General features: G+C 70.9%; 19 protein-coding genes. 6 read left to right on the top strand and 13 right to left on the bottom strand.

Annotated elements, in window-relative coordinates:
- Window positions 1–37 precede the first annotated feature (37 nt).
- The 4 genes from ACE101_RS16605 to ACE101_RS16590 form a co-directional block, all read right to left on the bottom strand.
- Window positions 38–1771 (bottom strand): ABC transporter ATP-binding protein, encoded by a 1734-nt coding sequence (locus ACE101_RS16605; protein ID WP_379131534.1) that lies wholly within the window; start codon window positions 1769–1771, stop codon window positions 38–40.
- Window positions 1765–2484, bottom strand: coding sequence for a siderophore-iron reductase FhuF (gene fhuF / locus ACE101_RS16600; RefSeq protein WP_379131531.1), 720 nt, complete (start codon window positions 2482–2484; stop codon window positions 1765–1767). Before fhuF ends, ACE101_RS16605 begins: the two co-directional genes overlap by 7 nt.
- Window positions 2481–3701: an MFS transporter gene (locus tag ACE101_RS16595; protein WP_379131528.1), complete on the bottom strand. Its 1221-nt coding sequence runs from the start codon at window positions 3699–3701 to the stop codon at window positions 2481–2483. The genes fhuF and ACE101_RS16595 overlap by 4 nt, the downstream gene beginning before the upstream one ends.
- A gap of 397 nt (window positions 3702–4098) precedes the next feature.
- Window positions 4099–4650 (bottom strand): thioesterase family protein, encoded by a 552-nt coding sequence (locus ACE101_RS16590; protein ID WP_379131525.1) that lies wholly within the window; start codon window positions 4648–4650, stop codon window positions 4099–4101.
- Between the two features lie 257 nt (window positions 4651–4907).
- Between ACE101_RS16590 and ACE101_RS16585 the strand changes: the two genes are divergently transcribed.
- On the top strand, window positions 4908–6326 hold the full coding sequence (locus ACE101_RS16585) for an FAD-binding oxidoreductase (RefSeq protein ID WP_379131522.1): 1419 nt from the start codon (window positions 4908–4910) through the stop codon (window positions 6324–6326).
- A 195-nt stretch (window positions 6327–6521) separates the two neighbouring features.
- Here the strand turns inward: ACE101_RS16585 and ACE101_RS16580 are convergent, their stop codons facing one another.
- On the bottom strand, window positions 6522–7907 hold the full coding sequence (locus tag ACE101_RS16580; protein WP_379131520.1) for a TAXI family TRAP transporter solute-binding subunit: 1386 nt from the start codon (window positions 7905–7907) through the stop codon (window positions 6522–6524).
- A 102-nt stretch (window positions 7908–8009) separates the two neighbouring features.
- Here ACE101_RS16580 and ACE101_RS16575 point away from each other — a divergent pair, with 102 nt between their 5' ends.
- On the top strand, window positions 8010–8540 hold the full coding sequence (locus ACE101_RS16575; protein ID WP_379138729.1) for a regulatory protein RecX: 531 nt from the start codon (window positions 8010–8012) through the stop codon (window positions 8538–8540).
- A gap of 187 nt (window positions 8541–8727) precedes the next feature.
- Here the strand turns inward: ACE101_RS16575 and ACE101_RS16570 are convergent, their stop codons facing one another.
- From ACE101_RS16570 to ACE101_RS16555, 4 genes are all read right to left on the bottom strand, one after another.
- Entirely contained in the window at window positions 8728–8868 is a 141-nt protein-coding gene (locus tag ACE101_RS16570; RefSeq protein ID WP_379131517.1) for a hypothetical protein, read from the bottom strand.
- 119 nt (window positions 8869–8987) lie between these two features.
- On the bottom strand, window positions 8988–9197 hold the full coding sequence (locus ACE101_RS16565; protein WP_379131515.1) for a hypothetical protein: 210 nt from the start codon (window positions 9195–9197) through the stop codon (window positions 8988–8990).
- A 215-nt stretch (window positions 9198–9412) separates the two neighbouring features.
- Window positions 9413–9715 carry a hypothetical protein gene (locus tag ACE101_RS16560; protein ID WP_379131512.1) on the bottom strand — a complete coding sequence of 101 codons (303 nt, stop codon included), beginning with the start codon at window positions 9713–9715 and terminating at the stop codon, window positions 9413–9415.
- Window positions 9716–9830: 115 nt separating this feature from the next.
- Entirely contained in the window at window positions 9831–9962 is a 132-nt protein-coding gene (locus ACE101_RS16555; RefSeq protein WP_379131508.1) for a hypothetical protein, read from the bottom strand.
- Between the two features lie 541 nt (window positions 9963–10503).
- Between ACE101_RS16555 and ACE101_RS16550 the strand changes: the two genes are divergently transcribed.
- Both ACE101_RS16550 and ACE101_RS16545 read left to right on the top strand, forming a co-directional pair.
- Window positions 10504–12066, top strand: coding sequence for a hypothetical protein (locus tag ACE101_RS16550; protein WP_379131505.1), 1563 nt, complete (start codon window positions 10504–10506; stop codon window positions 12064–12066).
- Between the two features lie 112 nt (window positions 12067–12178).
- Window positions 12179–13327, top strand: coding sequence for a TAXI family TRAP transporter solute-binding subunit (locus ACE101_RS16545; RefSeq protein WP_379131502.1), 1149 nt, complete (start codon window positions 12179–12181; stop codon window positions 13325–13327).
- 262 nt (window positions 13328–13589) lie between these two features.
- On the opposite strand, the gene ACE101_RS16540 is transcribed toward ACE101_RS16545, so the two are convergent.
- The 4 genes from ACE101_RS16540 to ACE101_RS16525 all read right to left on the bottom strand — a co-directional run bounded on the left by ACE101_RS16540 (window position 13590) and on the right by ACE101_RS16525 (window position 19209).
- Window positions 13590–14693 carry a microcin C ABC transporter permease YejB gene (locus ACE101_RS16540; RefSeq protein WP_379131500.1) on the bottom strand — a complete coding sequence of 368 codons (1104 nt, stop codon included), beginning with the start codon at window positions 14691–14693 and terminating at the stop codon, window positions 13590–13592.
- A 3-nt stretch (window positions 14694–14696) separates the two neighbouring features.
- Window positions 14697–16577, bottom strand: a complete 1881-nt coding sequence (locus tag ACE101_RS16535; RefSeq protein WP_379131497.1) for an extracellular solute-binding protein — start codon at window positions 16575–16577, stop codon at window positions 14697–14699.
- Between the two features lie 35 nt (window positions 16578–16612).
- Window positions 16613–18466 (bottom strand): extracellular solute-binding protein, encoded by a 1854-nt coding sequence (locus ACE101_RS16530; RefSeq protein ID WP_379131495.1) that lies wholly within the window; start codon window positions 18464–18466, stop codon window positions 16613–16615.
- A gap of 203 nt (window positions 18467–18669) precedes the next feature.
- A complete protein-coding gene (locus ACE101_RS16525; protein WP_379131493.1) occupies window positions 18670–19209 on the bottom strand; it encodes a c-type cytochrome in 540 nt (179 codons plus the stop codon).
- A 307-nt stretch (window positions 19210–19516) separates the two neighbouring features.
- On the opposite strand from ACE101_RS16525, the gene ACE101_RS16520 reads away from it, so the two are divergent.
- The gene (locus ACE101_RS16520; RefSeq protein WP_379131490.1) at window positions 19517–20260 is read left to right on the top strand and encodes a 3-deoxy-manno-octulosonate cytidylyltransferase; all 744 of its coding nucleotides are present in this window, start codon (window positions 19517–19519) and stop codon (window positions 20258–20260) included.
- Between the two features lie 35 nt (window positions 20261–20295).
- The gene (locus ACE101_RS16515; protein WP_379131488.1) at window positions 20296–21150 is read left to right on the top strand and encodes a prephenate dehydratase; all 855 of its coding nucleotides are present in this window, start codon (window positions 20296–20298) and stop codon (window positions 21148–21150) included.
- Window positions 21151–21340: the final 190 nt, after the last annotated feature.

The following is a 21340-nucleotide window of genomic DNA, read 5'->3' as shown; positions in this document are numbered from 1 at the left end:
CGGTCCTTGTCAGCTGACAAGGACCCGCGCGGACCACCTACTCCGCCGCGGCGGGGGAGGGGGCGAACTGGGCCGCGTGCAGCCGGCCGTAATAGCCGCCTGCCGCGATCAGGTGATCGTGCGGGCCCTCCTCGGCGATGCCGGTTTCCGTCACCACGACGATCCGGTCGGCGCTGCGGATCGTGGCGAGGCGGTGGGCGATGACGAGCGTGGTGCGCCCCTCGGCCAGCTCGGCGAGGGATTGCTGGATCTCCTGCTCGGTCTGCACGTCGAGGGCGCTCGTCGCCTCGTCGAGGATCAGGATCGGCGGGTTCTTCAGGAAGACGCGCGCGATGGCCAGCCGCTGCTTCTGGCCGCCCGAGAGCTTCACGCCCCGCTCGCCGATCACCGTGTCGAGCCCCTCGGGCAGGCTCGCGATCAGGGGTTCCAGGCGGGCTCGGCGGGCCGCCTCCGCGATCTCCGCCTCGGTGGCGTCGAGGCGCCCATAGGCGATGTTGTCCCGGATCGTGCCGGCGAACAGGAACACGTCCTGCTGCACGATGCCGATCTGGCGGCGCAGCGACGCCAGCGTGAGGTCGCGGATGTCGAGGCCGTCGATGGTGATCCGCCCGGCCTCGACCTCGTAGAAGCGGGGGATCAGCGAGCACAGGGTGGTCTTGCCCGCCCCCGAGGGACCGACGAAGGCCACCGTCTCGCCCGCCCCGATGGCGAGGGTGAGGTCGCGCAGCACCGGCCGGTCCGGCGCGTAGCCGAAGCGCACGCCCTCGAAGCGGATGTCGCCGCGCAGGGCGGGGGCCGGGATCGCGCCCGGGCGGTCCACGATGTCGGGCTCGGTCGCCAGCAGCTCCCGGTAGCGCCGGAAGCCGGCGATGCCGCGCGGATAGGTCTCGATGACGGCGGCGATCTTCTCCAGCGGGCGGTAGAACACGCCGACGAGGAGCAGGAACCCGACGAAGCCCCCCGGGCTCAGGTCGCCCCGCACCACGAAGGCCGCGCCGCCGAGCAGCACCACGATCTGGACGAGGCGCATGCCGAGATAGTTGATCGACAGGCTCGCGGCCATGATCCGGTAGGCTTCGAGCTTGGTGGCGCGGTACCGGGCGTTGTCGGCGGCGAAGAGGCGCCGCTCGTGCGGCTCGTTGGCGAAGGCCTTCACCACCCGGATGCCGCCGACATTCTCCTCGATCCGGGCGTTGAAGGCGCCGACCCGGCCGTATTGCGCCTGCCAGTTGCGGGTCATGCGGCCGCCGTAGCGCAGGGTCACGAAGGCGATGACCGGCAGCACCAGGACCGTCATCAGCGCCAGCGGCGGATGGACGAGGAGCATCAGCCCGAGCGCGCCGAACAGCGTCATCAGCGCGATGAACAGGTCCTCCGGGCCGTGATGGGCGACTTCGCCGATCTCCTCCAGGTCCCGGGTCACCCGGGCGACGAGGTGGCCGGTCTTCTGGTTGTCGAAGAAGCGGAAGGACAGCTTCTGGAGATGGTCGAAGGCGCGGGCGCGCATCTCGGTCTCGATGTTGATGCCGAGCACGTGCCCCCAATAGGTCACCACCACCATCAGGCCGGCATTGGCGACGTAGAGCGCGGCGAGCCCCGCCGCGGCGAGCAGGATCAGGGACCAGTCCTGCCGGGGCAGCAGCACGTCCACGAAGGCCTTCACGGCCATGGGAAAACCGAGTTCGAGCAGGCCCGACAGGACCGCGCAGCCGAAATCGATGAGGAACAGCGCCCGGTGCGGGCGGTAATAGGCGAGGAAGGCCTTCAGCATGGCGTCGTGTCGGGGTGTCGGATGGGGCAGAGCGCGCCGCAGGAAGGGACGCCCGGCAGGCGGTATCGCATGCAGCAGACGCGGCGTCGCTGCGGCGCGAGAGACCCGCCCGCGCAGAAGGTGCGCGCGAGTGGCCCGCACGCCGTCCCCGCGCAGGGTCGCCGGCCGAGCAAGGCCTCGGCCTCCGCCCTGGGCTCGGGCAGGAGCGCCGCCGCCGCCGCGAGTTCGCGCAGGGTGAAATCGAACATCACCCCGGCATTGCCCCACAGCACCCGGGGCGAGAGGCCGTCATGGCCGGCGCAGAGGTCCACGAAGGTCTCGAAGTGATCCGTGATCAGCGTCGCGAAGCGCGGACAGGCGCGGCAGCCGGCCGGCGCCTCCGCCGGGACCACGAAGCGCGACAGGGCCGCGTCGGGGGCGAGTTCGAAGCCCGTCACCTCCAGCGCCACCGGCAGCACGCGGTCGAGGCAGAGGAGGGCGGTCACGCAAGGGATGATGAGGGCGGCGAGATAGCTCTGCGACCACAGCGAGACCAGGGAGCGGCGGTCCGCCTCCGGATAGGCGGCGCCGAAGGCCGCCATCACCGCGTCGAACACCGCGCGGTCGCGCAGGCTGGCGACGGGGCGCCCGGCCCGCGGGTCGGCCGCGAGGGTGATGCGGTTGCCGAAGGTCGCGAGCGACGGCGGCAGGTGGGCGGCGATCTCGGGGATCATGCGGGGACGGGGATCCGGTCCGCCGCGAGGGTGCGCACGATCGCGCCCCGCAGCAGCAGGAAGGCGGCGGCGTAGAAGGGCACCGCGAGGGCGAAGAAGGCCGGCCAGCCGATCGCGCCCGCCACCGCCGGGGCGGCCACGCGCACCGGCATGGCGGCGAAGAAGGCGGCGCCGAACAGCAGGGCGTAGTCGGTGGCGGCGCGCGGCCCCTGCGCCCAGCGGTAGATCATGCTGAAGACCGGCACCCCGAGGGCGCCGCCGGACACGACGGCGAGGATCGTCGCGGCGATGGCGAGATGCGGCGTCCCGCCCGCCGCCGCCGCTCCCATCAGGCATCCGGCGGCGATCATGCCGGCGGCCCCGGTCGTGATGAGCGGAACGGTGCCGAACCGCCGCACGAGGCTGCCCGCCACCGCCGCCATGGCGAGGTTGATGGCCGAGGACAGGCCGCCCGTGACGAGGCCGACCTGGGCCAGCGGCACCTTGAGGTCGAGGAGGACGAGGTTGTTGAAGCCCGACAGCACGGACAGGGCCGCGAAGTAGAGGCCGAGCACGAGGACATGCGTGCCGAGCCCGCGCAGGCGGGCGATCCGGCCGGTGTCGCGCGCCGCGCGCGGCTCCCTGCGGCGCAGCCGCGCCTCCGGGTAGCGCAGGATGGGCAGGAGGCACAGGAGGTTGAGGCCGGCCACGGAGAGCACGGCGGCGCGCCAGCCGATGGATTCGTAGAACCCGACCAACAGCCCCGCCCCGATGATGCCTCCGAGGGAAACGCCGCAGAATTTGGCCGAGGCGACGTAGGGACGGTTCCGATCCGGGACCGTCTCCACGACGAGGGCTTCGAGGGCGACGTCCATGGTCGCGACGCAGAAGCAGGTCGCGATGGCGAGGCCGAACAGCGCGGGAAGCGGCCAGCTCTCCCCGGCGCTCATCACGGCGAGCAGCCCGATCGCGGCCGTCTGCATCACGGCGATCCAGCCGATCCGATGAGGCAGGGGCGGGATGCGGACGCGGTCGACGGCGACCGCCCACAGGAAGGTGAGGCCGACCGGCAGGTTGATGAGCTGCAGGAGGCCGATCTGGGTCAGCTCGACCCCGCGCCCGCGCAGGATCAGCGGCGCGCCGCCGGCCAGGAAGCCGAGCGTCGTGCCGAAGGTCACGGAGAGGCAGAAGAACGGGAGCAGCGCCGCGATCGGGGAGGGCAGGCGGAGACCGGGCATGCGGGCGCGTTCAGCCGTGCCGGCCGGAGCGGTGCCCGCCGATCCGCGGGACCGCGGGCCGGGAGACGTCGGGCATCGCGCGCCGATCAGCCGTCGAGAAGAGCCGCATGACGCCCGCCCTATCTCGATCCGGGGCTGCTTGTCCACGCATCCCGACGATGTCGGGCCGGTGTACGAGGTCGCTATTTAGAATTGCACTAACTATAGACCGCGGATGATCGGGCGCCGTGCTGGAGAATGCGTGCGGTGCGACTTGCGCTGATCGATCCGCAGCCGCGGTGGACGGGGGAATGACGGGAGGGGGAGGGCGGCGCGGTCAATGCGCGGCGGGCTGGACAGGCCCGCCGTGGTGCGGGCGGGGTGCTGGGCCGGCGCTTCGGATCGAATGCGAGGCGCGTCAGGCCCGCGCGCCCGCCATCCGGGCCACCGGCTCGTCGTGCGGCCGGCTGCGCGGGATCCCGATGACGCGGCCCAGATCGTCCGGCCGAGGCAGCCGGGCGTGACACCCCTTCATCACCGCGAGATTGGCCGCGATGTCCTGCGGGAAGGGCGAGACCCGGCGCGTCGCCGCGTTGACGTGCAGCGCCATGTTCTCGGACGAGGCCGCGACCCAGCCCTCCTGCGCGTGGCGGATCTCGGAATAGAAATGCAGCCGCTTCTCGTCGAAATCGATCAGTTGAAGCGTCACCCGCACCCGGTCGTCGGCCGTCAATTCCCGCCGATACCGTACATGGACCTCGGCCGCGAAGAAGGTCGCCCGCCGCTCCACCACGTAGTCGGGTCCCAATCCGACGATGCCGAAGGCTTCATCGACCGCGCGGTCGAAGAGGACATGGTAATAAGCCATGTTCAGATGGCCGTTGTAATCGATCCAGGCCGGTTCGACCCCCATCGTCGAGGAGACGAAAGGAGCGAAGAAGAACACCGAGGCGGGACGCTCGTGTGCCATGGCGGACTCCCGGCAAGCGCGATGCGGTCTCTGGATGACGGGACCTGACGTAGCATGCTCATCCGAAAGGTCTACCCCCTAGGAAGCTGGGCCGCATGACGCAAGAGCGTCCGGCCAAGACTTGACTGTTGTGTTTTCACAACAAAACCGCGAATGCGACATTCCGCCGCAAACGGTGTGACAGGCGGATGAAGGATGCGTAGACCGCGTGACGACAGGAGCCGGGAGAGCCGGCCGCGCCGGGAGGCTTGATCACCATGAACGCACCCAATCCCGCCCCTTTGCGCGAGCGCCCGAGCCCGGAGACCGTGGCCGCCGTGACCGCCGCCCTCGCCGCGCAGTTCGGCAACCGCCTCGTCACGTCGCAGGCGGTGCGCGAGCAGCACGGGAGCACCCTCACCTGGGTGCCGAACCAGCCGCCGGACGCGGTGGTCTTCGCCGAGAGCACCGAGGAGGTGCAGGCCGTGGTGCGGCTCTGCGCCCAGCACCGGGTGCCGGTGGTGGCGTTCGGCACCGGCACCTCCCTCGAAGGGCACGTGAACTGCCCCTATGGCGGCGTGTCGATCGATCTCACCCCGATGAACCGGGTGCTCGCGGTCCACGCGGAGGATCTCGACTGCGTGGTGCAGCCCGGCGTGACCCGCAAGGCGCTGAACGAGCACCTGCGCGATCAGGGGCTGTTCTTCCCCATCGATCCGGGCGCCGACGCCTCCCTCGGCGGCATGGCGGCGACGCGGGCCTCGGGCACCAACGCGGTGCGCTACGGGACCATGAAGGACAACGTGCTGGCGCTCACCGCCGTGCTCCCGAACGGCGAGATCGTCCGCACCGGCTCGCGGGCGCGCAAGTCCTCGGCGGGCTACGACCTGACCCGGCTCCTCGTCGGGTCGGAGGGCACGCTCGGCATCATCACCGAACTGACGCTGCGGCTCTCCGGCATCCCGGAGGCGATCTCCGCCGGCATCTGCCCGTTCCCGACCATCAAGGCGGCCTGCGACGCGGTGATCATGACGATCCAGTCCGGCCTGCCGGTGGCGCGGATCGAACTCCTCGACGAGGTTCAGGTCGCGGCCTGCAACGCCTATTCGAAGCTGACCCTGCCCGAGACGCCGATGCTCCTCGTGGAGTTCCACGGTTCGGAAGCCGGCGTCGCCGAGCAGGCGGAGCGTTTCGGCGAGATCGCCGCGGAGTTCGGCGGCGGGCCCTACGAGTGGGCGACCCAGGCCGAGGACCGCTCGCGCCTCTGGCAGGCGCGCCACGACGTCTACTGGGCGGCCTGCGGCCTGCGGCCGGGCGCCAAGGTGATCGCCACGGATGTCTGCGTGCCGATCTCGCGGCTCGCCGAGTGCGTGGACGAGACCAAGCGCGACATCGTCGCGAACGGCATCCTCGGGCCGATCGCCGGCCACGTGGGCGACGGCAACTTCCATACCTCGCTGCTCGTGATGATGGACGACGCCGACGAGATCGCCCGCGTCACCGCCTTCATCGAGCGGCTCGTCGCGCGGGCCATCGCCATGGAGGGCACCTGCACGGGCGAGCACGGCATCGGCCAGAAGAAGATGCGCTTCATGGAGATCGAGCACGGCCCGGCCGCGCTGGCGATGATGCGCGGCCTCAAGCGGACCATCGATCCGGACAACATCATGAACCCGGGCAAGGTGCTGCCGGTCTGATACGGTTTCCGGACGATCACTTTCGGAAACCGGATCACGAGCCCGCGCGGCGCCTGAGCGAGGCCGGTTTCCGCATCGCGAAGCGATCATCCGGAAACCGTATGACCGCGCGGCGTCGGATGTCGTGATCGGATCCGATGCCTTGGCGCGTCGCGGGCTTCCCGCGACACGCCGCCTCGCGCCGGCCGCCGCTCCTCAGGACGGCGCGTGCAGCGTCAGCACCCGCGCCGAGCGCTCGCCCGCGGATGCGTCGCGCCCGCGCCGGCAATCCGACACCGCGGCCCGGGCGGCATCCACCGCCAGGATCAGCGCGCTCATGGTGCGGATGTCGGTGGCGTGCGAGCGCGCATGGTGGACCACGTCGATCACGAGGCTGTCGATCTCGATGGCGAGCGCGTCGAGGGCGGCCGGATCGGAGGCCGCGCGCGCCTCCGACAGGATGGAGAGCAGCCGGTCGAGCACCGCGTCGATGCGCGCGCGCTTCTCGCGGGCGAACCGCTGGCCGAGCCAAGCGCCCGCCGAGCCGAGTCCGCCGCCGAAGAAGGCGACGAGGTAGATCCAGTCCTCGTAGCGCTGCAGGAAGGTCTGCTGCTCGCGCTCGAAATAGTCCACGGCGCCCGGATGGTTGGGCAGGCGGGCGCTGGTCGCCGCCACCGAGCTGTCGAAATCCGGCGCCTTCATCAGGTTGGCGGTGGTGGTGCGGGCGGCGAGCCGCGAGCGCAGCTCGAACAGGTGCTGGGTCACCCGCGCGGCGGTGTCGCGGTCGAGGGAGGCGCGGGCCATCAGCCGGTAGGAGGCGCCGACCGTGCGCACGTCCTCCTCGGGGCGCTTGGGCCGCCCGCCGAAGGTGCCGGCCGGGATCGTGATGGCCTGGAGTTCGGGCAGGCGCTGGATGATGGCCTCGCCGTCCGGCACGGCCACCAGGCTGGCGCTCCGGTCGGGGGCGGCGGCCTCGACGGCCCGGACCACGTGCGAGGCCCGGCGCGAGGAAGGCGCGGCGATCACCGCCACCGCGTCGATCCGCCCGCCCGCCAGGGCGGCGGTGACCTCCTCCGCGCGCAGGGGCACGAGGGCCACCGTTCCGGGCGTCCCGGCCCGCTCCGGCGGCGCCTGGGCGAGGTCGTAATAGGTCAGGAGGCTCGTCACGAAGGGCTGGTCGGCTCCGTGATGGGCGACGAGGCCGAGGCGCTTGCCCGTGAGTTCGGGAAAGGTGGCGATCCCGGCCGGACCCGGCGCCGCGACGAGCAGCGCCTCGTCCTGCAGGATCGCGAGGGTGAGCCCGTTCTCGGGCAGCCGCACGTCGGGGCGCACCACCGCCAGATCGGCCCGGCCCGCCTGCAAGGCCGCGGCGCTGTCGCGCACGTCGTCGAACGGAACGACCTTCAGGCGTATATCCTCCTGGCCGCGGGCGAGGGCGTCGGCGTAGGCCTCCATCAGCCGGGCCTCGACCCCGTCGCGCGGGCCCACCGCCACCCGGAGGGTGGTGGGACGCGTGAGCGCGAAGACGAGGGCCGCCAGCCCGAGGAGCAGCAATCCGCCGGCCAGCAGAAAGGTATCGCGCCTGTGAAAGATCGTCGGCATCACGCCTCGTCCCGGGCAAGGACCTCAACGGCCGAGGGCACCCCACCGATCCCGGCGGGCCGCGAGGATGCCGAGCGGGATGGCGGAATCACGGCGCGCCCGATCAGCGCGGCCTCCCTGGAACGCTCCGCCCTCGCCTATCTCGAACGCTACGGCGCCTCCACCGAGATGCTGCGGCGGGTGCTGCGGCGGCGCGTCGCCGCCCGCTGCCGCCTGCGCGGCGAGGATCCGGCCGACTTCGCCGCCCTGGTGGAGGAGGTGGTCGCCAAGGCCGGCCGGGCCGGGCTCGTGAGCGACACCGCCTTCGCGGATGCCAAGGTGCGCAGCCTGCGCCGCCGCGGCGGCTCGGCCCGGGCGATCCACGCCAAGCTCGCGGCGAAGGGCGTCGACCGCGAGACCGTGCAGGCGGCGCTCGCCGCCCACGAGACCGACGGGCCCGCCGACCAGGAGGACGAGGCGGCGGCGGCCCGGGCCTATGCGCGCCGCCGCCGCCTCGGCCCCTGGCGCCGGGCCGGGAACCGGGCGGAGGCGCGGGCGCGGGATCTGGCCTCCATGGCCCGGGCGGGCTTCGCCCCCGCGCTCGCGCGGCGGGTGATCGACGGGGAGGAGCCCGATCCCGACGCGCCGCTCTGATACGGTTTCCGGAAGATCACTTTCGGAAACCGTATCACGAGCCCGCGCGGCGCCTGAGCGAGGCCGGTTTCCGCATCGCGAAGCGATCATTCGGAAACCGTATGACATCGTCGATGCGCCGCGCTTGCATGCGCCGAACCGGCCTCTCCCGCGGGGGCGCATCCTTGAGCCCCGCGAGCCGGCGCGTTCAGAGCGGCCGGGCGCGCAGGATCGCGGTGCGCACCGCGTTGCGGCGGGCCCGCCCGATGATCGCCTCGTCCGCCACGTCGATCCGGATGCCGCGGGCGATCCCCCGCGGGCCCGGCGTCGGGGGCTCGGTCCTCGTCATCGGCTCTCCCGGATGGTCGGCCCCGGCCGCGAGGGCCAGCCGATCCGGAGCTGCCCGATCCGCGTCGCGGCAGGATTGCGTGACCGTTGCAGACCGTCCGTCACGGCCGCCCGGGGGCGTCACCGGCCCATGTTGCGGAAGACGCATTCCCGGCCGGTATCCTCGTAGCCGCCGGGGCAGGTGCGGACGCAGGCGCCCGCCGCCACCTTGTAGCCCGGCGGGCAGGAGGAGGCCTGGGCCAACGCGGCGCTGCGCAGGCCGCCGAGGCCGGCCAAGGCGACGAGGACGAGGGTGACGAGAGCGACAGCGCAGCGCAGACCAACGATCATCGGGCTCACCGTACGGCGTCCGCCGGGCCGCGGCGCAGCCCCGGGCGGGTCCCTCCCCCGTTCCCATCCCCGGCTCGGCAGAACGGCATCGGGCATTCGCCGAGCCGCGGGGCGGCTTCCACGCCGGGCCCGGGCCCGACGAGCGCGGCCGCGCCGTCTTTGCCTTGGCATTTAGGGCCGGCCACGCCCGCGTCCACGCGGGAGCCGGCCCGGATCTATATCCGGCGCCCGCCGACCGCCCGATAGGGCCGCAGCCGTGCCTTCAGGATCTCGCGGCCGCCGACCTGCCGGCCGTCCCGGCTCTCGCGCGCGGTGCGCCCGTCCTGTCCGCCCAGGCGCTCGGCCGCGGCGAGCGGGACGATGGCGAGCCCGGCCGCCGCGAGCGCGTCGCCGTAGGCCCCGATCGCCGCCCGCGCGAATTCCTCCGCCTCACGGTCTCCGACGCCGTAGGGTACATCGAGCTGGCCATCCTGATGCCGGATCGCCGCCGCCACGAGGCTGGTGATGACAGAGCTCATTCTCACCTCACCCGAACTGGCCGATCGCGATGGGCGGAACGGGCCACGCCGCCGCGGGATCAGTCGGTGCGGCAGCACACATCGGTCGAGGGAACCAAAATCACCGGGGCGCGTCTCAGGCCCCCGCCCCGCTGCGCTTCGCGGCCATCACTGCGCGGACCGGGAAGGTGAGCACCCGCAGGACGCTGCTGACCAGAAGGACAACGATGATCGGAAGAATCGCCAGAGATACACTCATCACGCGCATGGCCCGCCTCCTGCCATATGCCGTATCGTCATCGATGCGGCGGTGCCGATGCGGCCGGACAAACGTGGCGAGACTGAGGTCGATCGCGCCGGAAAGCGGGATAATCAGTCCGCTCCCGGCCCCACGCCGCTTGCCGCCCGCAGGATGACGGGCGATCCGCCCCCTTGCGGGCCGCATCCTGAGAGCCGTCCGCCGGTATTGGCTCGCCCCTTGTCTCGGCGGGTACTCGGCAGGCGCAGGACAAGGCGATGGGCTGCCGACTCTATCACGCCGCCCGCAAACACGACGCCGAGAAGATCGACCCGCGATGTCATCGGAAACCTGCACCGGCCAGAACAATGCAGATGTGTCGCCTGCCTCCTCGGCCGGACCAAGCAGGGCGAGCGTCGAGGCGACCGGCGGGCGGGATCCATCAAGGTCGGCGCATCGGCACACGATGCGCCGCGACCGGCGCGGACTTTCACTCTGCGAACCCGCTTAACAAATGTCACCGACATAATTCTCATCTGAACTCTCAAATCATAGCAAATAATCAGTTAAAATGGCTTTTCCGTACGGTCATTTTTGCCCATCACGATTTCTGTCTACAAATCAATCCAGAACAATTGCGGGAAGCGGACGGCGTGCTAAGGTCACGACAATATGTAAGGAGCTGATCTCGCGACCGAATCCACCGATTGCAATGGTACGAGGAAGATCAATTCGATGGCCCGGGCCGGCCGCAGCACGGAAAGGGCCGGGACCGGGCCCGGGGTCCATGCGCTCGATTGCCGCTGCACATGGAACGGGTGCCGCTTGCCGCAATGGCAGGCGGACCGCGTCCGCTGGGACGGGCGCGGCGCCGAACGAGAGACGACAAGAACAGGGAGGCGACGCCATGCCGGAGGATCTGCACACCTCACGCAGCCTGAGTATCATTCGTGCGGCCTGCGCGGCGCTGGCCCTATCCGCCACCGTGCTCGCGGATCCATCGGCGGCGCAAGGCCCGTCCGAGGCCGCCGGCGGATCGGCCGCCTCCCCGAAATCCGGGTCGCTGGCAAACCAGAGCCCGACACCGGCGACGATCCGGATCCCGAACGGCGAGCGCATCGTCCTCCCGATGAACGCCGCCTCCACCCGGGACCGCACCTTCCGGTCGGTCTACGTGGTCGGCCTGCCGCCCGGATCCGTCGTGTCGGACTCGACCCATGACGCGACCGTCACCAGCGACACCCGTACGCTCGACGTCACCAGCTGGAATCTCGACGGCATCTCGCTGCGGCTGCCCGCCGACATCGGCTCGCGCTCGCCGGATCCGATCATCACGAGCATCGTCGCCGTGCTGCCGCGCTCCGAGTCGGGCGGCTCGATCCGGACCGAGACGCTCGCAACGGCCGTCATCATCCCGGAAATCGCGTCCCCGCCCGACGCCGTCGAGGGGCGGCCCGCGGCGCGCAACGAGCCCCCGCCGGCGGCGGTCGAGCCGCAGCGGACCGTCACCAGGGATGCCGGAGCCAAGGACGCGAGCGCCAAGGACACCGGCATCAAGGACACCGGCATCAAGGACACGGCCAAGACCCGGGACGCGGGCAAGGATGCCGACAAGGCCGCGACCGCGCCCGTGGACAAGACGTGGCTCGATCCGAAGGCCGCGGCGGCTTCCCGCCCGGCCGAGCCGCGGCCGGTGAGCACGGAGCCGCCGCGGCCCGTGGCCGGCGGCGCAGCCGCTCCCGCGGTGCCCGCGCGTGCGGTCCTCCCGGCCCGGGCCGGCCCGGAGGCGGCGCCGGCCGATCCGTCCAGGACGGCCGCACCCAAGACGGCGGCGCCCAAGACGGCGGAGCCCAAGACGGCGGCGCCCACGATGACGCGCGGCCCGGACGAGAACGGCCTTGCGCCGCTGCTCGTCCGGAGGGCGGAGCAGGCGTTGCAGCTCGGGAACGTGAGCGGCGCGCGCCTTCTGCTGCAGCGTGCCGTCGCCCTCGGTCATGCCGAGGCCGGGACGCTGCTGGCGCGGACCTACGACGCGGCCTTCCTGCAATCGCTCGGCGCGCGCGGGCTGAAGGCGGATCCCGAACGCGCGCGGGCTGATCAGGGCGTCCAGCGGCAGGCGACGTCCGTGCGCTGAGCGGCGTTCGCCGCAGCGGCCTCCGGCCCGTCGGCGACACCGATGCGGAATCGATGATCCAGGCAGAACCGCCCGACGCGGTCCTGCCCGGCAAGATCACAGGGAGGACATCATGATCAGGACGCGCGTCACCATCCTCGCGGCCGCGTTGCTCTGGTGTGCCGGCCTCGGCAGCGCCGTCTCGGCCCCCACCGCGCGCGAGATCCGGCCCGGCCATGACGGCGAGACGGTCGAGAGCGAGGCCGCGCTCAGCGAGCAGATGAACAGCACCACGGTCTCCATCATGACCGGGACGCCGGGCGGCACGTATTTCCGCGTCGGTGCGGATCTGGCCTTCGTGCTCGACGACGACACCAAGCTGCGCGTCCTTCCCATCCTCGGCAAGGGCGCCGGCCAGAACGCCTACGACCTGCGCTTCCTCCGGGGCGTCGACCTCGCCTTCCTGCGCACCGACACGCTGGACCAGCTCCGGCAGGACAAGCGGCTCGCCCGGATCGAGACCCACATCCAGTACATCGCCAAGCTGTTCGACGACGAACTGCACATCATCGGGCCGACGCGCATCACGGATGCGCAGCAGCTCGCGGGCAAGCGCGTGACCTTCGACGTGAAGGGCAGCGGCACCGATTACAGCGGCCGGGCCATGTTCCGGAACCTCGGGATCACGGTCCAGGCCATCAACGTCGACCAGCCGACCGCCCTCACCATGCTGCGCAAGGGCGAGGTGGACGCCGTCGTCTCGGTGGCGGCCAAGCCGGTCGCGGTGGTGGCGGGCTTCGACCCCGCCGACCAGTTCCACCTCATTCCCGTCAAGTTCACGGAATCGATCCAGGACGCCTATGCGCCGGCCTCTCTCGACCGGAACGACTATCCGAAGCTCGTCAAGGAGGGGACGCAGGTCGAGACCCTGGCCGTCGGCACGGTGCTCGGAGTCTACAACCATCCGAAGGGGTCCTTCCGCTACAAGAAGATCTCCCGGTTCGTGGAGGCGTTCTTCGGCCGATTCGACGAATTCCTCGCTCCGCAGCGGCACCCGAAGTGGCGCGACGTCAACCTGGCGGCGGGGGTCTCCGGCTGGACGCGCTTCCGGCCCGCCCAGGACTGGCTCGACAGCCACCGCGAGCCCCAGGCCGCCGCGCCCCCGGACCTCGCGCAGTTCCTGAACGAGCAGCAGCCCGGCGCCGCGACCGACAAGGACGAGCTGTATCGCGCCTATCTCAAGTGGCGCAGCAACCGCCGGACCACGACGGGCCGGCTGTAGGCTCCGGGGGGCGGCGCGTTATTCGGATCAAGAGAACAAACATCCGATCATATGATAAGCACGTCAGATCCCAGTGACGGTATCCACTGCCAGGCCTCATCTCAGGATGAGGCCTGGGGTGGGACGAAAGGTTTGCTGGGAACCCTCAAACAGGCTCTCATACGGTTTCCGGATGATCGCTTCGCGATGCGGAAACCGGCCTCGCTCAGGCGCCGCGCGGGCTCGTGATACGGTTTCCGAAAGTGATCTTCCGGAAACCGTATCACGCCGCCCGGCTCTCGAAATCGATCCGCGGGTCGATCCAGCTGTAGGTGAGGTCCGAGATCAGGTTCACCACCAACCCCACCAGCGAGAAAATGTAGAGATTGGCGAACACCACCGGGTAGTCGCGGTTCACGATCGATTCGAAGGAGAGCAGGCCGAGCCCGTCGAGGGAGAAGATGGTCTCGATGAGGAGCGAGCCGGCGAAGAAGGCCGAGATGAAGGCCCCGGGAAAGCCCGCCACCACGATCAGCATCGCGTTGCGGAAGACGTGCCCGTAGAGCACCTGGCTCTCGGACAGGCCCTTCATGCGCGCGGTCAGCACGTATTGCTTGCGGATCTCGTCGAGGAACGAGTTCTTGGTGAGCAGCGTCGAGGTCGCGAAGGCGCCGAGCGCCATCGAGATGATCGGCAGCGTGATGTGCCAGACATAGTCCGTCACCTTCTGCCAGAGCGGGAAGGTCTCCCAGCCCTCGCTGGTCAGGCCCCGCAGCGGGAAGATCTGCAGGAAGGAGCCGCCCGCGAACAGCACGATCAGCAGGATCGCGAACAGGAAGCCCGGAATCGCGTAGCCCACGATGACCACGCCCGAGGTCCAGGCGTCGAAGGGCGAGCCGTCCCGCACCGCCTTGCGGATCCCCAGCGGGATCGAGACCGCGTAGGAGATCAGCGTCATCCAGAGGCCGAGCGTGATCGAGACCGGCAGCTTCTCGCGGATGAGCTGCAGCACCGACACGTCGCGGAAGTAGCTCTTGCCGAAATCGAAGCGGGCATAGTCCCACAGCATCTTGGCGAAGCGCTCGGGCGCCGGCCGGTCGAACCCGAACTGCTCCTCCAGGCGCTTGATGAAGGCGGGATCGAGCCCCTGCGCGCCGCGGTAGCGGGAGCTGCCCTCGCCCCCGCCGCCCCGCGGCGCGGCGGCGCCGCCGCCGAGGTCGCCCGAGCCGCCGGTGACCCGGGACATCGTGCTCTGGCCCTGGAGCTGCGCGATCACCCGCTCCACCGGTCCGCCCGGCGCGAACTGCACGATCACGAAGGAGATCAGCATGATCCCGAACAGGGTCGGGATCATCAGGAGCAGGCGGCGGAGGATGTAGCTGGCCATGCGTCACCCGCGTCCGATCCGCCGCGCCCGGCCGGCGTCGTGCCACCACAGGGCGGGCGCGCCCAGCCCGTATTTCGGCAGCTCCGCCGGGCGGCCATAGACATCCCAATGGGCGAGGCGGTGGGAGGCGGAGTACCACATCGGCACCCAGTAGCGCCCCACCCGCAGGCAGCGGTCGAGGGCCCGGCAGGCCGTGACCAGCTCCGCCCGGCTCGCCGCGTTGGCGACCCGATCGAGCATCGCGTCCACCGCCGGATCGGCGATGCCCGCGAGGTTCGGCGAGCCGGGCAGGGTGGCGCTGCGGCTCGCATAGACCTCGCGCAGGTCCGCGCCCGGCGTCAGCGATCCGCCGAAGCGCCGCGACACCACGTCGAAGTCGAAGCCGTCCACCCGCGCTTGATACTGGGCCGAATCGACGATCCGCGCCGTCGCCCGGATGCCGAGCAACCCCAGATTCTTGATGAAGGGCTGCACCACCGGCTGGAAGATCGGGTCGGAATCGAGGAACTCGAAGGCGAGGGGCTGCCCGCCCGGCAGCCGCAGCTGGTTGCCCTCGCGGGTGCAGCCGGCCTCGCGCAGGAGCGCGTCGGCCCGGCGCAGGAGGGCGCGATCCTGGCCCGAGCCGTCCGAGCGCGGCGGCGAGAAGGGCTCGCCGAACACCTCGTCCGGCACCCGGCCGCGGAAGGGTTCGAGCAGGGCGAGTTCCTCGGGACCGGGCGGGCCCTCCGCCTTCAGGTCCGAATTCTCGAAATAGGAGGCGGTGCGGCGGTAGGCGCCGTACATCAGGTTCTGGTTCGACCACTCGAAGTCGAAGGCGAGCCCGATCGCCTCGCGGATGCGCGGATCCTTGAAGGCGGGCCGGCGCGTGTTGAGCCACCAGCCCTGCGTACCGGAGGGGGTGGCGTCCGGCACGGTCTCGCGCTTGACCCGGCCCTCCTGCGCGGCCGGGAAGCCGTAGCCCGTGGCCCAGACCCGGGCGGTGAACTCCTCCCGCCACGTGAAGGCCCCGGCCTTGAACGCCTCGAAGGCGACGTCGCGGTCGCGGAAATACTCGTAGCGGATCTCGTCGAAGTTGTTCTGGCCGACGGTCACCGGCAGGTCGGCGGCCCAGTAGTCGCGCACCCGCTCGAAGGCGATGAAACGGCCCACCTCGAAGCGGGCGACCTGATAGGGGCCGGAGCCGAGCGGCGCCTCCAGGGTCGAGGCCTCGAAATCGCGCGTGCGGTAGTAAGCCTCCGACAGGATCGGCAGCCCGGCGACGATGAGGGGCATGTCGCGGCCGCGGCCCGGCGCGAAGCGGACCACCACGGCCTCGTCCCCGTCCGGCGCCGCATCCTCCACCTCCCGCAGCACCTGGGAGATGGTCGGATGGCCCTTCTCCTTCAGGATGCGGATCGAGAAGGCGACGTCCCGGGCGGTGAGGCGCGAGCCGTCGTGGAAGCGCGCCTGCGGGCGCAGGCCGAAGCGATAGGCGAGGCCGTCCGCGCTCGCCCGCACCGAGCGCGCGACGAGGCCGTAGAGGGCGTCGGGCTCGTCGAGGGCGCGCACCATCAGGCTGTCGAAGGTCAGCGGCATCCCGGCCGCGCCGCTGCCCTTCAGCACGAAGATGTTGAGGGTGTTGAAGGTCTCGAAATTCTGGTTGCCCGTGGTGCTGGCGATCTGCGCCGAGAAGGTGCCGCCGCGCGGCGCCATCGGCTCGACGTAGTCGAAGTGCGGGAACCCGGCGGGGTATTTCAGGTCGCCGAAGCTCGACAGGCCGTGGCGCTCCTCCCCGAATGCGCCCGGCGCGGCGGGGGAGGTCTGCGCCCGCACCGCGCCCGGGAGGGTCCCCGAGAGGGCGCTGCCGGCCGCGAGGCGCAGCAGCGAGCGACGCGTCGCGCCCATCGGGCCACCCCCGTTCATCGGGCCACCCCCGTCTTTCATCGGGCTACCCCCGTCTTGGCCGCCAGGGTCTGGTCGTACCACCAGGTCCAGGGGAAGCCCGAGCCGGCGTAGCGCGGCAGGGTCGCGGGCCGCGCGAAGCGGTTCCAGCGCAGCTCCCGCGTCACGTCCGAGGTCCATTGCGGCACCACGTAATCATGGGCGAGGAGCACCCGGTCGAGGGCCCGGGTCGCCGCGACGAGTTCCTCGCGGTCGCTCGCGAAGATCACCTTGTCGATCAGCGCGTCGACCCCCGGATCCTTGATGCCCGCGAGGTTGCGCGAACCGGGCCGGTCCGCCGCCTCCGAGCCCCAGTAGTTGCGCTGCTCGTTGCCGGGCGAGAGCGACTGGGCCCAGTTGCTGAGCGCCAGGGCGTCGAAGTCGAAATTGCGCACGAGGTTGGCGTACTGGGCCGGGTCGACGACCCGCAGCGAGACGCCGATGCCGAGCCGTTCGAGCTGCGGCTTGTAGGTCAGCACCACCCGCTCGGCGGAATTGTCGGAGCCCAGGAACTCGATGGTGAGCGGCGTTCCGGTCGCCGCCTGCACCATCTTGCCGTCGCGCTGCACGTAGCCCGCCTCCTGGAGCAGGCGCACCGCCTCGCGCAGGTTCGTGCGCCGCGCCTCGGGCGTGCCGTTGACCGGGTTGCGGTAGGGCTCGGTGAAGACCGAGGCCGGGATCTTGTCCTTCACGCTCTCCAGGATCGCGCGCTCGCGGCCCTCCGGCAGGCCCGAGGAGGCCAGCTCGGTCCCGAAGAAGTAGGAATCGATCCGCTTGTAGAGTCCGTAGAACAGGGTGCGGTTCATCTCCTCGAAGTCGAAGGCGAAGTTGAGCGCCTTGCGTACCCGTGGATCCGCGAATTTCTGGCGGCGCAGGTTGAGGGTGAAGCACTGCATGATGCCACGGCCGCGGGCAGGAAACTCCTCCTTGATCAGCCGCCCCTCGCGCACGGCCGGGAAATTGTCGTAGGCGGTGGCCCATTCGCGGGCGATGTTCTCGGGCATCCAGTCGAACTGATCGGCCTTCAGGCCCTGGCGCAGCACCGTCGGATCGCGGAAATACTCGATCCGCAGGGTGTCGAAGTTGTAGCGTCCCTTGTTGATCGGGACGTCGCGGCCCCAATAGTCCTGCACCCGCTCGTAGATCGCGGTGCGGCCGGGCTCGATCTTCGCCAGCCGATAGGGCCCGGAGCCGAGCGGGATCTCCAGGGTCGTCTCGGTCGGGTTGCGTTGCCGGCCGGACGCGTCCCTGCCTTCCCACCAGTGCTTGGGCAGGACCGGGAACTGGCTGACGATCTGCGGCAGCTCCCGGTTGCCGGTGCTGGCGAAGGTGAAGGTGACCTCGCGCTCGCCGGTCTTCTCGGCCCGGACCACGTCCTTGTAGTAGAAATTGTACTGCGGGTTGTTGGCCTTCAGCAGGTCGAAGGAGAACACCACGTCCTCGGGCGTGATCGGCACGCCGTCGTGCCACCTCGCCTCCCGGCGCAGGCGGTAGGTCGCGCTGCCGAGGTCGTCGGCCACCCGCACGCCCTCGGCGAGGAGCCCGTAGCTGGTGGAGGCCTCGTCGAGGGACTCCGTCATCAGCGTATCGTAGATGAGCGGGAGTTCGTCCTCGAGGTCGCCCTTCACGCCCGCCACGACGAGGTTGAGGCTGTCGAAGGATCCCTGCATGCCGAGCCGCAGCAGGCCGCCCTTGGGGGCGTCGGGGTTGACGTAACCGAAATGCGTGACGTCGGCCGGATAATGCGGCGTGCCGAGCAGGGAGAGGCCGTGGCGCCAGGGCCCCTCCGCGGCGGTGGCGGGGAGCGTCGTGAGGCAGACGAGAGCGAGCGCGGCGAGGCGGCGTGCGATCACGCGGGGGGATCCTCCGGCTTGGAGGCCCGGGCGCTTGAGGCCGGGCCAGGGTTTGCCCCGGTTCCGGGGCCGCCCCTGTTCTTTAAGTCCCGCACCTCCCCCGCGCCACCCGCCCGATGCGCGCAGACCGCCTCCGGGGGCCCCGAATCGAGAAGGCCGGGCGAGAGCCCGGCCTTCATCGTCCTGCGCGTCCCGGCCGCCCTTCAGGGCTTGGGGAACTCCACCGGCTGGTCGGAGAGGGTCTTCAGGTAGGCCAGGATGTCGGCCCGCTCCGCGCCCGAGGGCACGCCCGCGAAGGCCATGATCGTGCCCTGCACGAAGCCCTTCGGCGCGTGGATGAAATGGTCGAGGTCCTCGTAGGTCCACGAGCCGCCCTTGGCCTTCATGGCGGCCGAGTAGTTGAAGCCCTCGTGGCTGGCCTTCGGCCGGCCGACGACGCCCCAGAGGTCCGGGCCGACCTTGTTCGGGCCGCCCTTCTCGAAGCTGTGGCAGGCCGAGCACTTCTTGGCCGCGTTCTGGCCCTTGGCGGCGTCGGCGCTCGCGAGGCGCACCGGGAGGGGCTCCTCCTTGGCGGCTTCCGCGCCGCCGCCCGCCGCGGCCGCTTCGGCCACGGGCAGGGGGAAGCCGCGATCGCCCGCCGGCTTCGGCTTGTAGATCAGCTCGGCGAGGAAGCCCGTGCCCATCGCGAACAACAGCGTGCCGAGCACGGCACCGGCGACCTTGTTAAGCTCGAAGGAATCCATGTCTCGGCAGCTCCGGTGCTCGAATGAGCAGGGCCTCGTCGGCGGTTGGGGGTGATCGGGACGGCCAAGTTTGGCCGCGCGCACGAGAACAACACGGGCCGGTGCTTAGCCGTTCTCCCGCGCCGTTGACAATGGCTCCAGACAACGTCGGTTGGTCGCAGAGGGTTCGGAAGCCGCAGGCTCCTGGGGACAGCCATGCGCCGGACCGGGGATCGCGGCGGTGGCGGGAGGGGCCGGAAATGCTCTATGCAGCGGGTCGGCCCGCAACCGGCCCCGATTCCGCGTCCCCCGATCCGACTCCCCTGCCATGTCCGATCCCCTGATCCTGATTCCCGCCCGCCTCGGCGCCACCCGCCTGCCGAACAAGCCGCTGGCGGATATCTGCGGCGAGCCGATGATCGTGCATGTCTGGCGCCGCGCGATCGAGGCGGGCCTCGGGCCCGTCGTCGTCTGCACCGACGCGCCGGCGGTGATGGAGGCGGTGGAGGCGGTCGGTGGCCTCGCCGTGCTGACCCGGCCCGATCACCCCTCCGGCTCCGACCGCCTCGCCGAGGCCCTCGCCATCATCGATCCGGAGGGCCGCCACGACGTGGTGGTGAACCTGCAGGGGGACCTGCCGACCATCGATCCCGGCATCGTCGCTTCGGCCGTCACGCCGCTCGCCGACAAGGCGGTGGACATCGCTACCCTCTGCGCCGCGATCACCCGCGAGGAGGAGCGCACCGAATCGAGCGTCGTGAAGCTCGTGGGCTCGCCGCTCTCGCCGACGCGGCTGCGCGCCCTCTACTTCACCCGCGCCACCGCCCCCTGGGGGGAGGGGCCGCTCTACCATCACATCGGCCTCTACGCCTATCGCCGCCGGGCCCTCGAACGCTTCGTCGCCCTGAGCCCGAGCCCGCTCGAGACGCGCGAGAAGCTGGAGCAGCTGCGCGCCCTCGAAGCGGGCATGCGCATCGACGCGATCCTCGTCGACGACGTGCCCCTCGGCGTCGACACCCCCCACGACCTCGACCGTGCCCGCGCCGTGATGGCGGCGCGGCGCCTCAACTGAAGGCCCGTTCCCCTCCCGATGACCAGTTCCTCCCGATGACCAGGACGATCTCCTACCAGGGCGAGCCCGGCGCGAACTCGCACATCATCATCGCCGAAGCCTATCCGGACTGGACGCCGCTGCCCTGCGCCACCTTCGAGGACGCGCTGACCGCGGTCTCGGACGGCAGCGCCGATCTCGGCATGATCCCGATCGAGAACTCGATCGCGGGCCGCGTCGCCGACATCCATCACATGCTGCCGGCCTCGGGGCTGCACATCGTCGGCGAGCAGTTCCTGCCGATCCGCTTCCAGCTCATGGCGCTGCCGGAGGCCGATCCGGACAAGATCCGCACGGTCTACAGCCACGTCCACGCCCTCGGGCAGTGCCGCAAGGTGATCCGCCGGCGCGGGCTCAAGGCCATCGTGACCGGCGACACGGCGGGCTCCGCCCGCGAGGTGGCCCAGAGCGGCGACCCGACCCGCGCCAGCCTCTCGCCGCGCCTCGCCGCCGAGATCTACGGCCTCAAGATCATCGAGGAGGATGTCGAGGACGAGGCCCACAACACCACCCGCTTCGTGGTGCTCGCCCGCGAGCCCGCCCCGCCGCCCCCCGAGAGCGGGCCCACGGTGACGAGCTTCGTGTTCCGGGTCCGCAACATCCCGGCGGCGCTCTACAAGGCGCTGGGCGGCTTCGCGACGAACGGCGTCAACATGACCAAGCTCGAGAGCTACATGGTCGAGGGCCAGTTCACCGCGACGCAGTTCTACGCCGAGGTGGACGGCCATCCCGAGGAGGCGCCCCTGCGCCGCGCCCTCGACGAATTGTCGTTCTTCTCGCGGGAGTTGCGCATCATCGGCACCTACCCGGCCCACCCGTTCCGCGAGAGCACCCGGCCGCTGGCGGAGTGAGGGGGCTCGACGCCGTCCCGGCGGCGGGCGATGATCGCTGAAACCGGATTCCCCGTCCGGGTGGATTCAGGGCTTCACGCACCGCGCCGTCGGCATGCCCTCTCCCCGCCAGCGGGGCGAGGCGGCGTCCTGGCGTCGTCCGGCGACGCGATGGCCTCGAGCCCGCTCCGGGGAGGGGAGACCATGCCCG

The sequence above is a fragment of the Methylobacterium carpenticola genome, from assembly GCF_042748905.1.
Taxonomy (GTDB): domain Bacteria; phylum Pseudomonadota; class Alphaproteobacteria; order Rhizobiales; family Beijerinckiaceae; genus Methylobacterium; species Methylobacterium carpenticola.
Note: the sequence above shows the minus strand (reverse complement) of the source record. Positions and strands in the feature narration are given on the sequence as shown.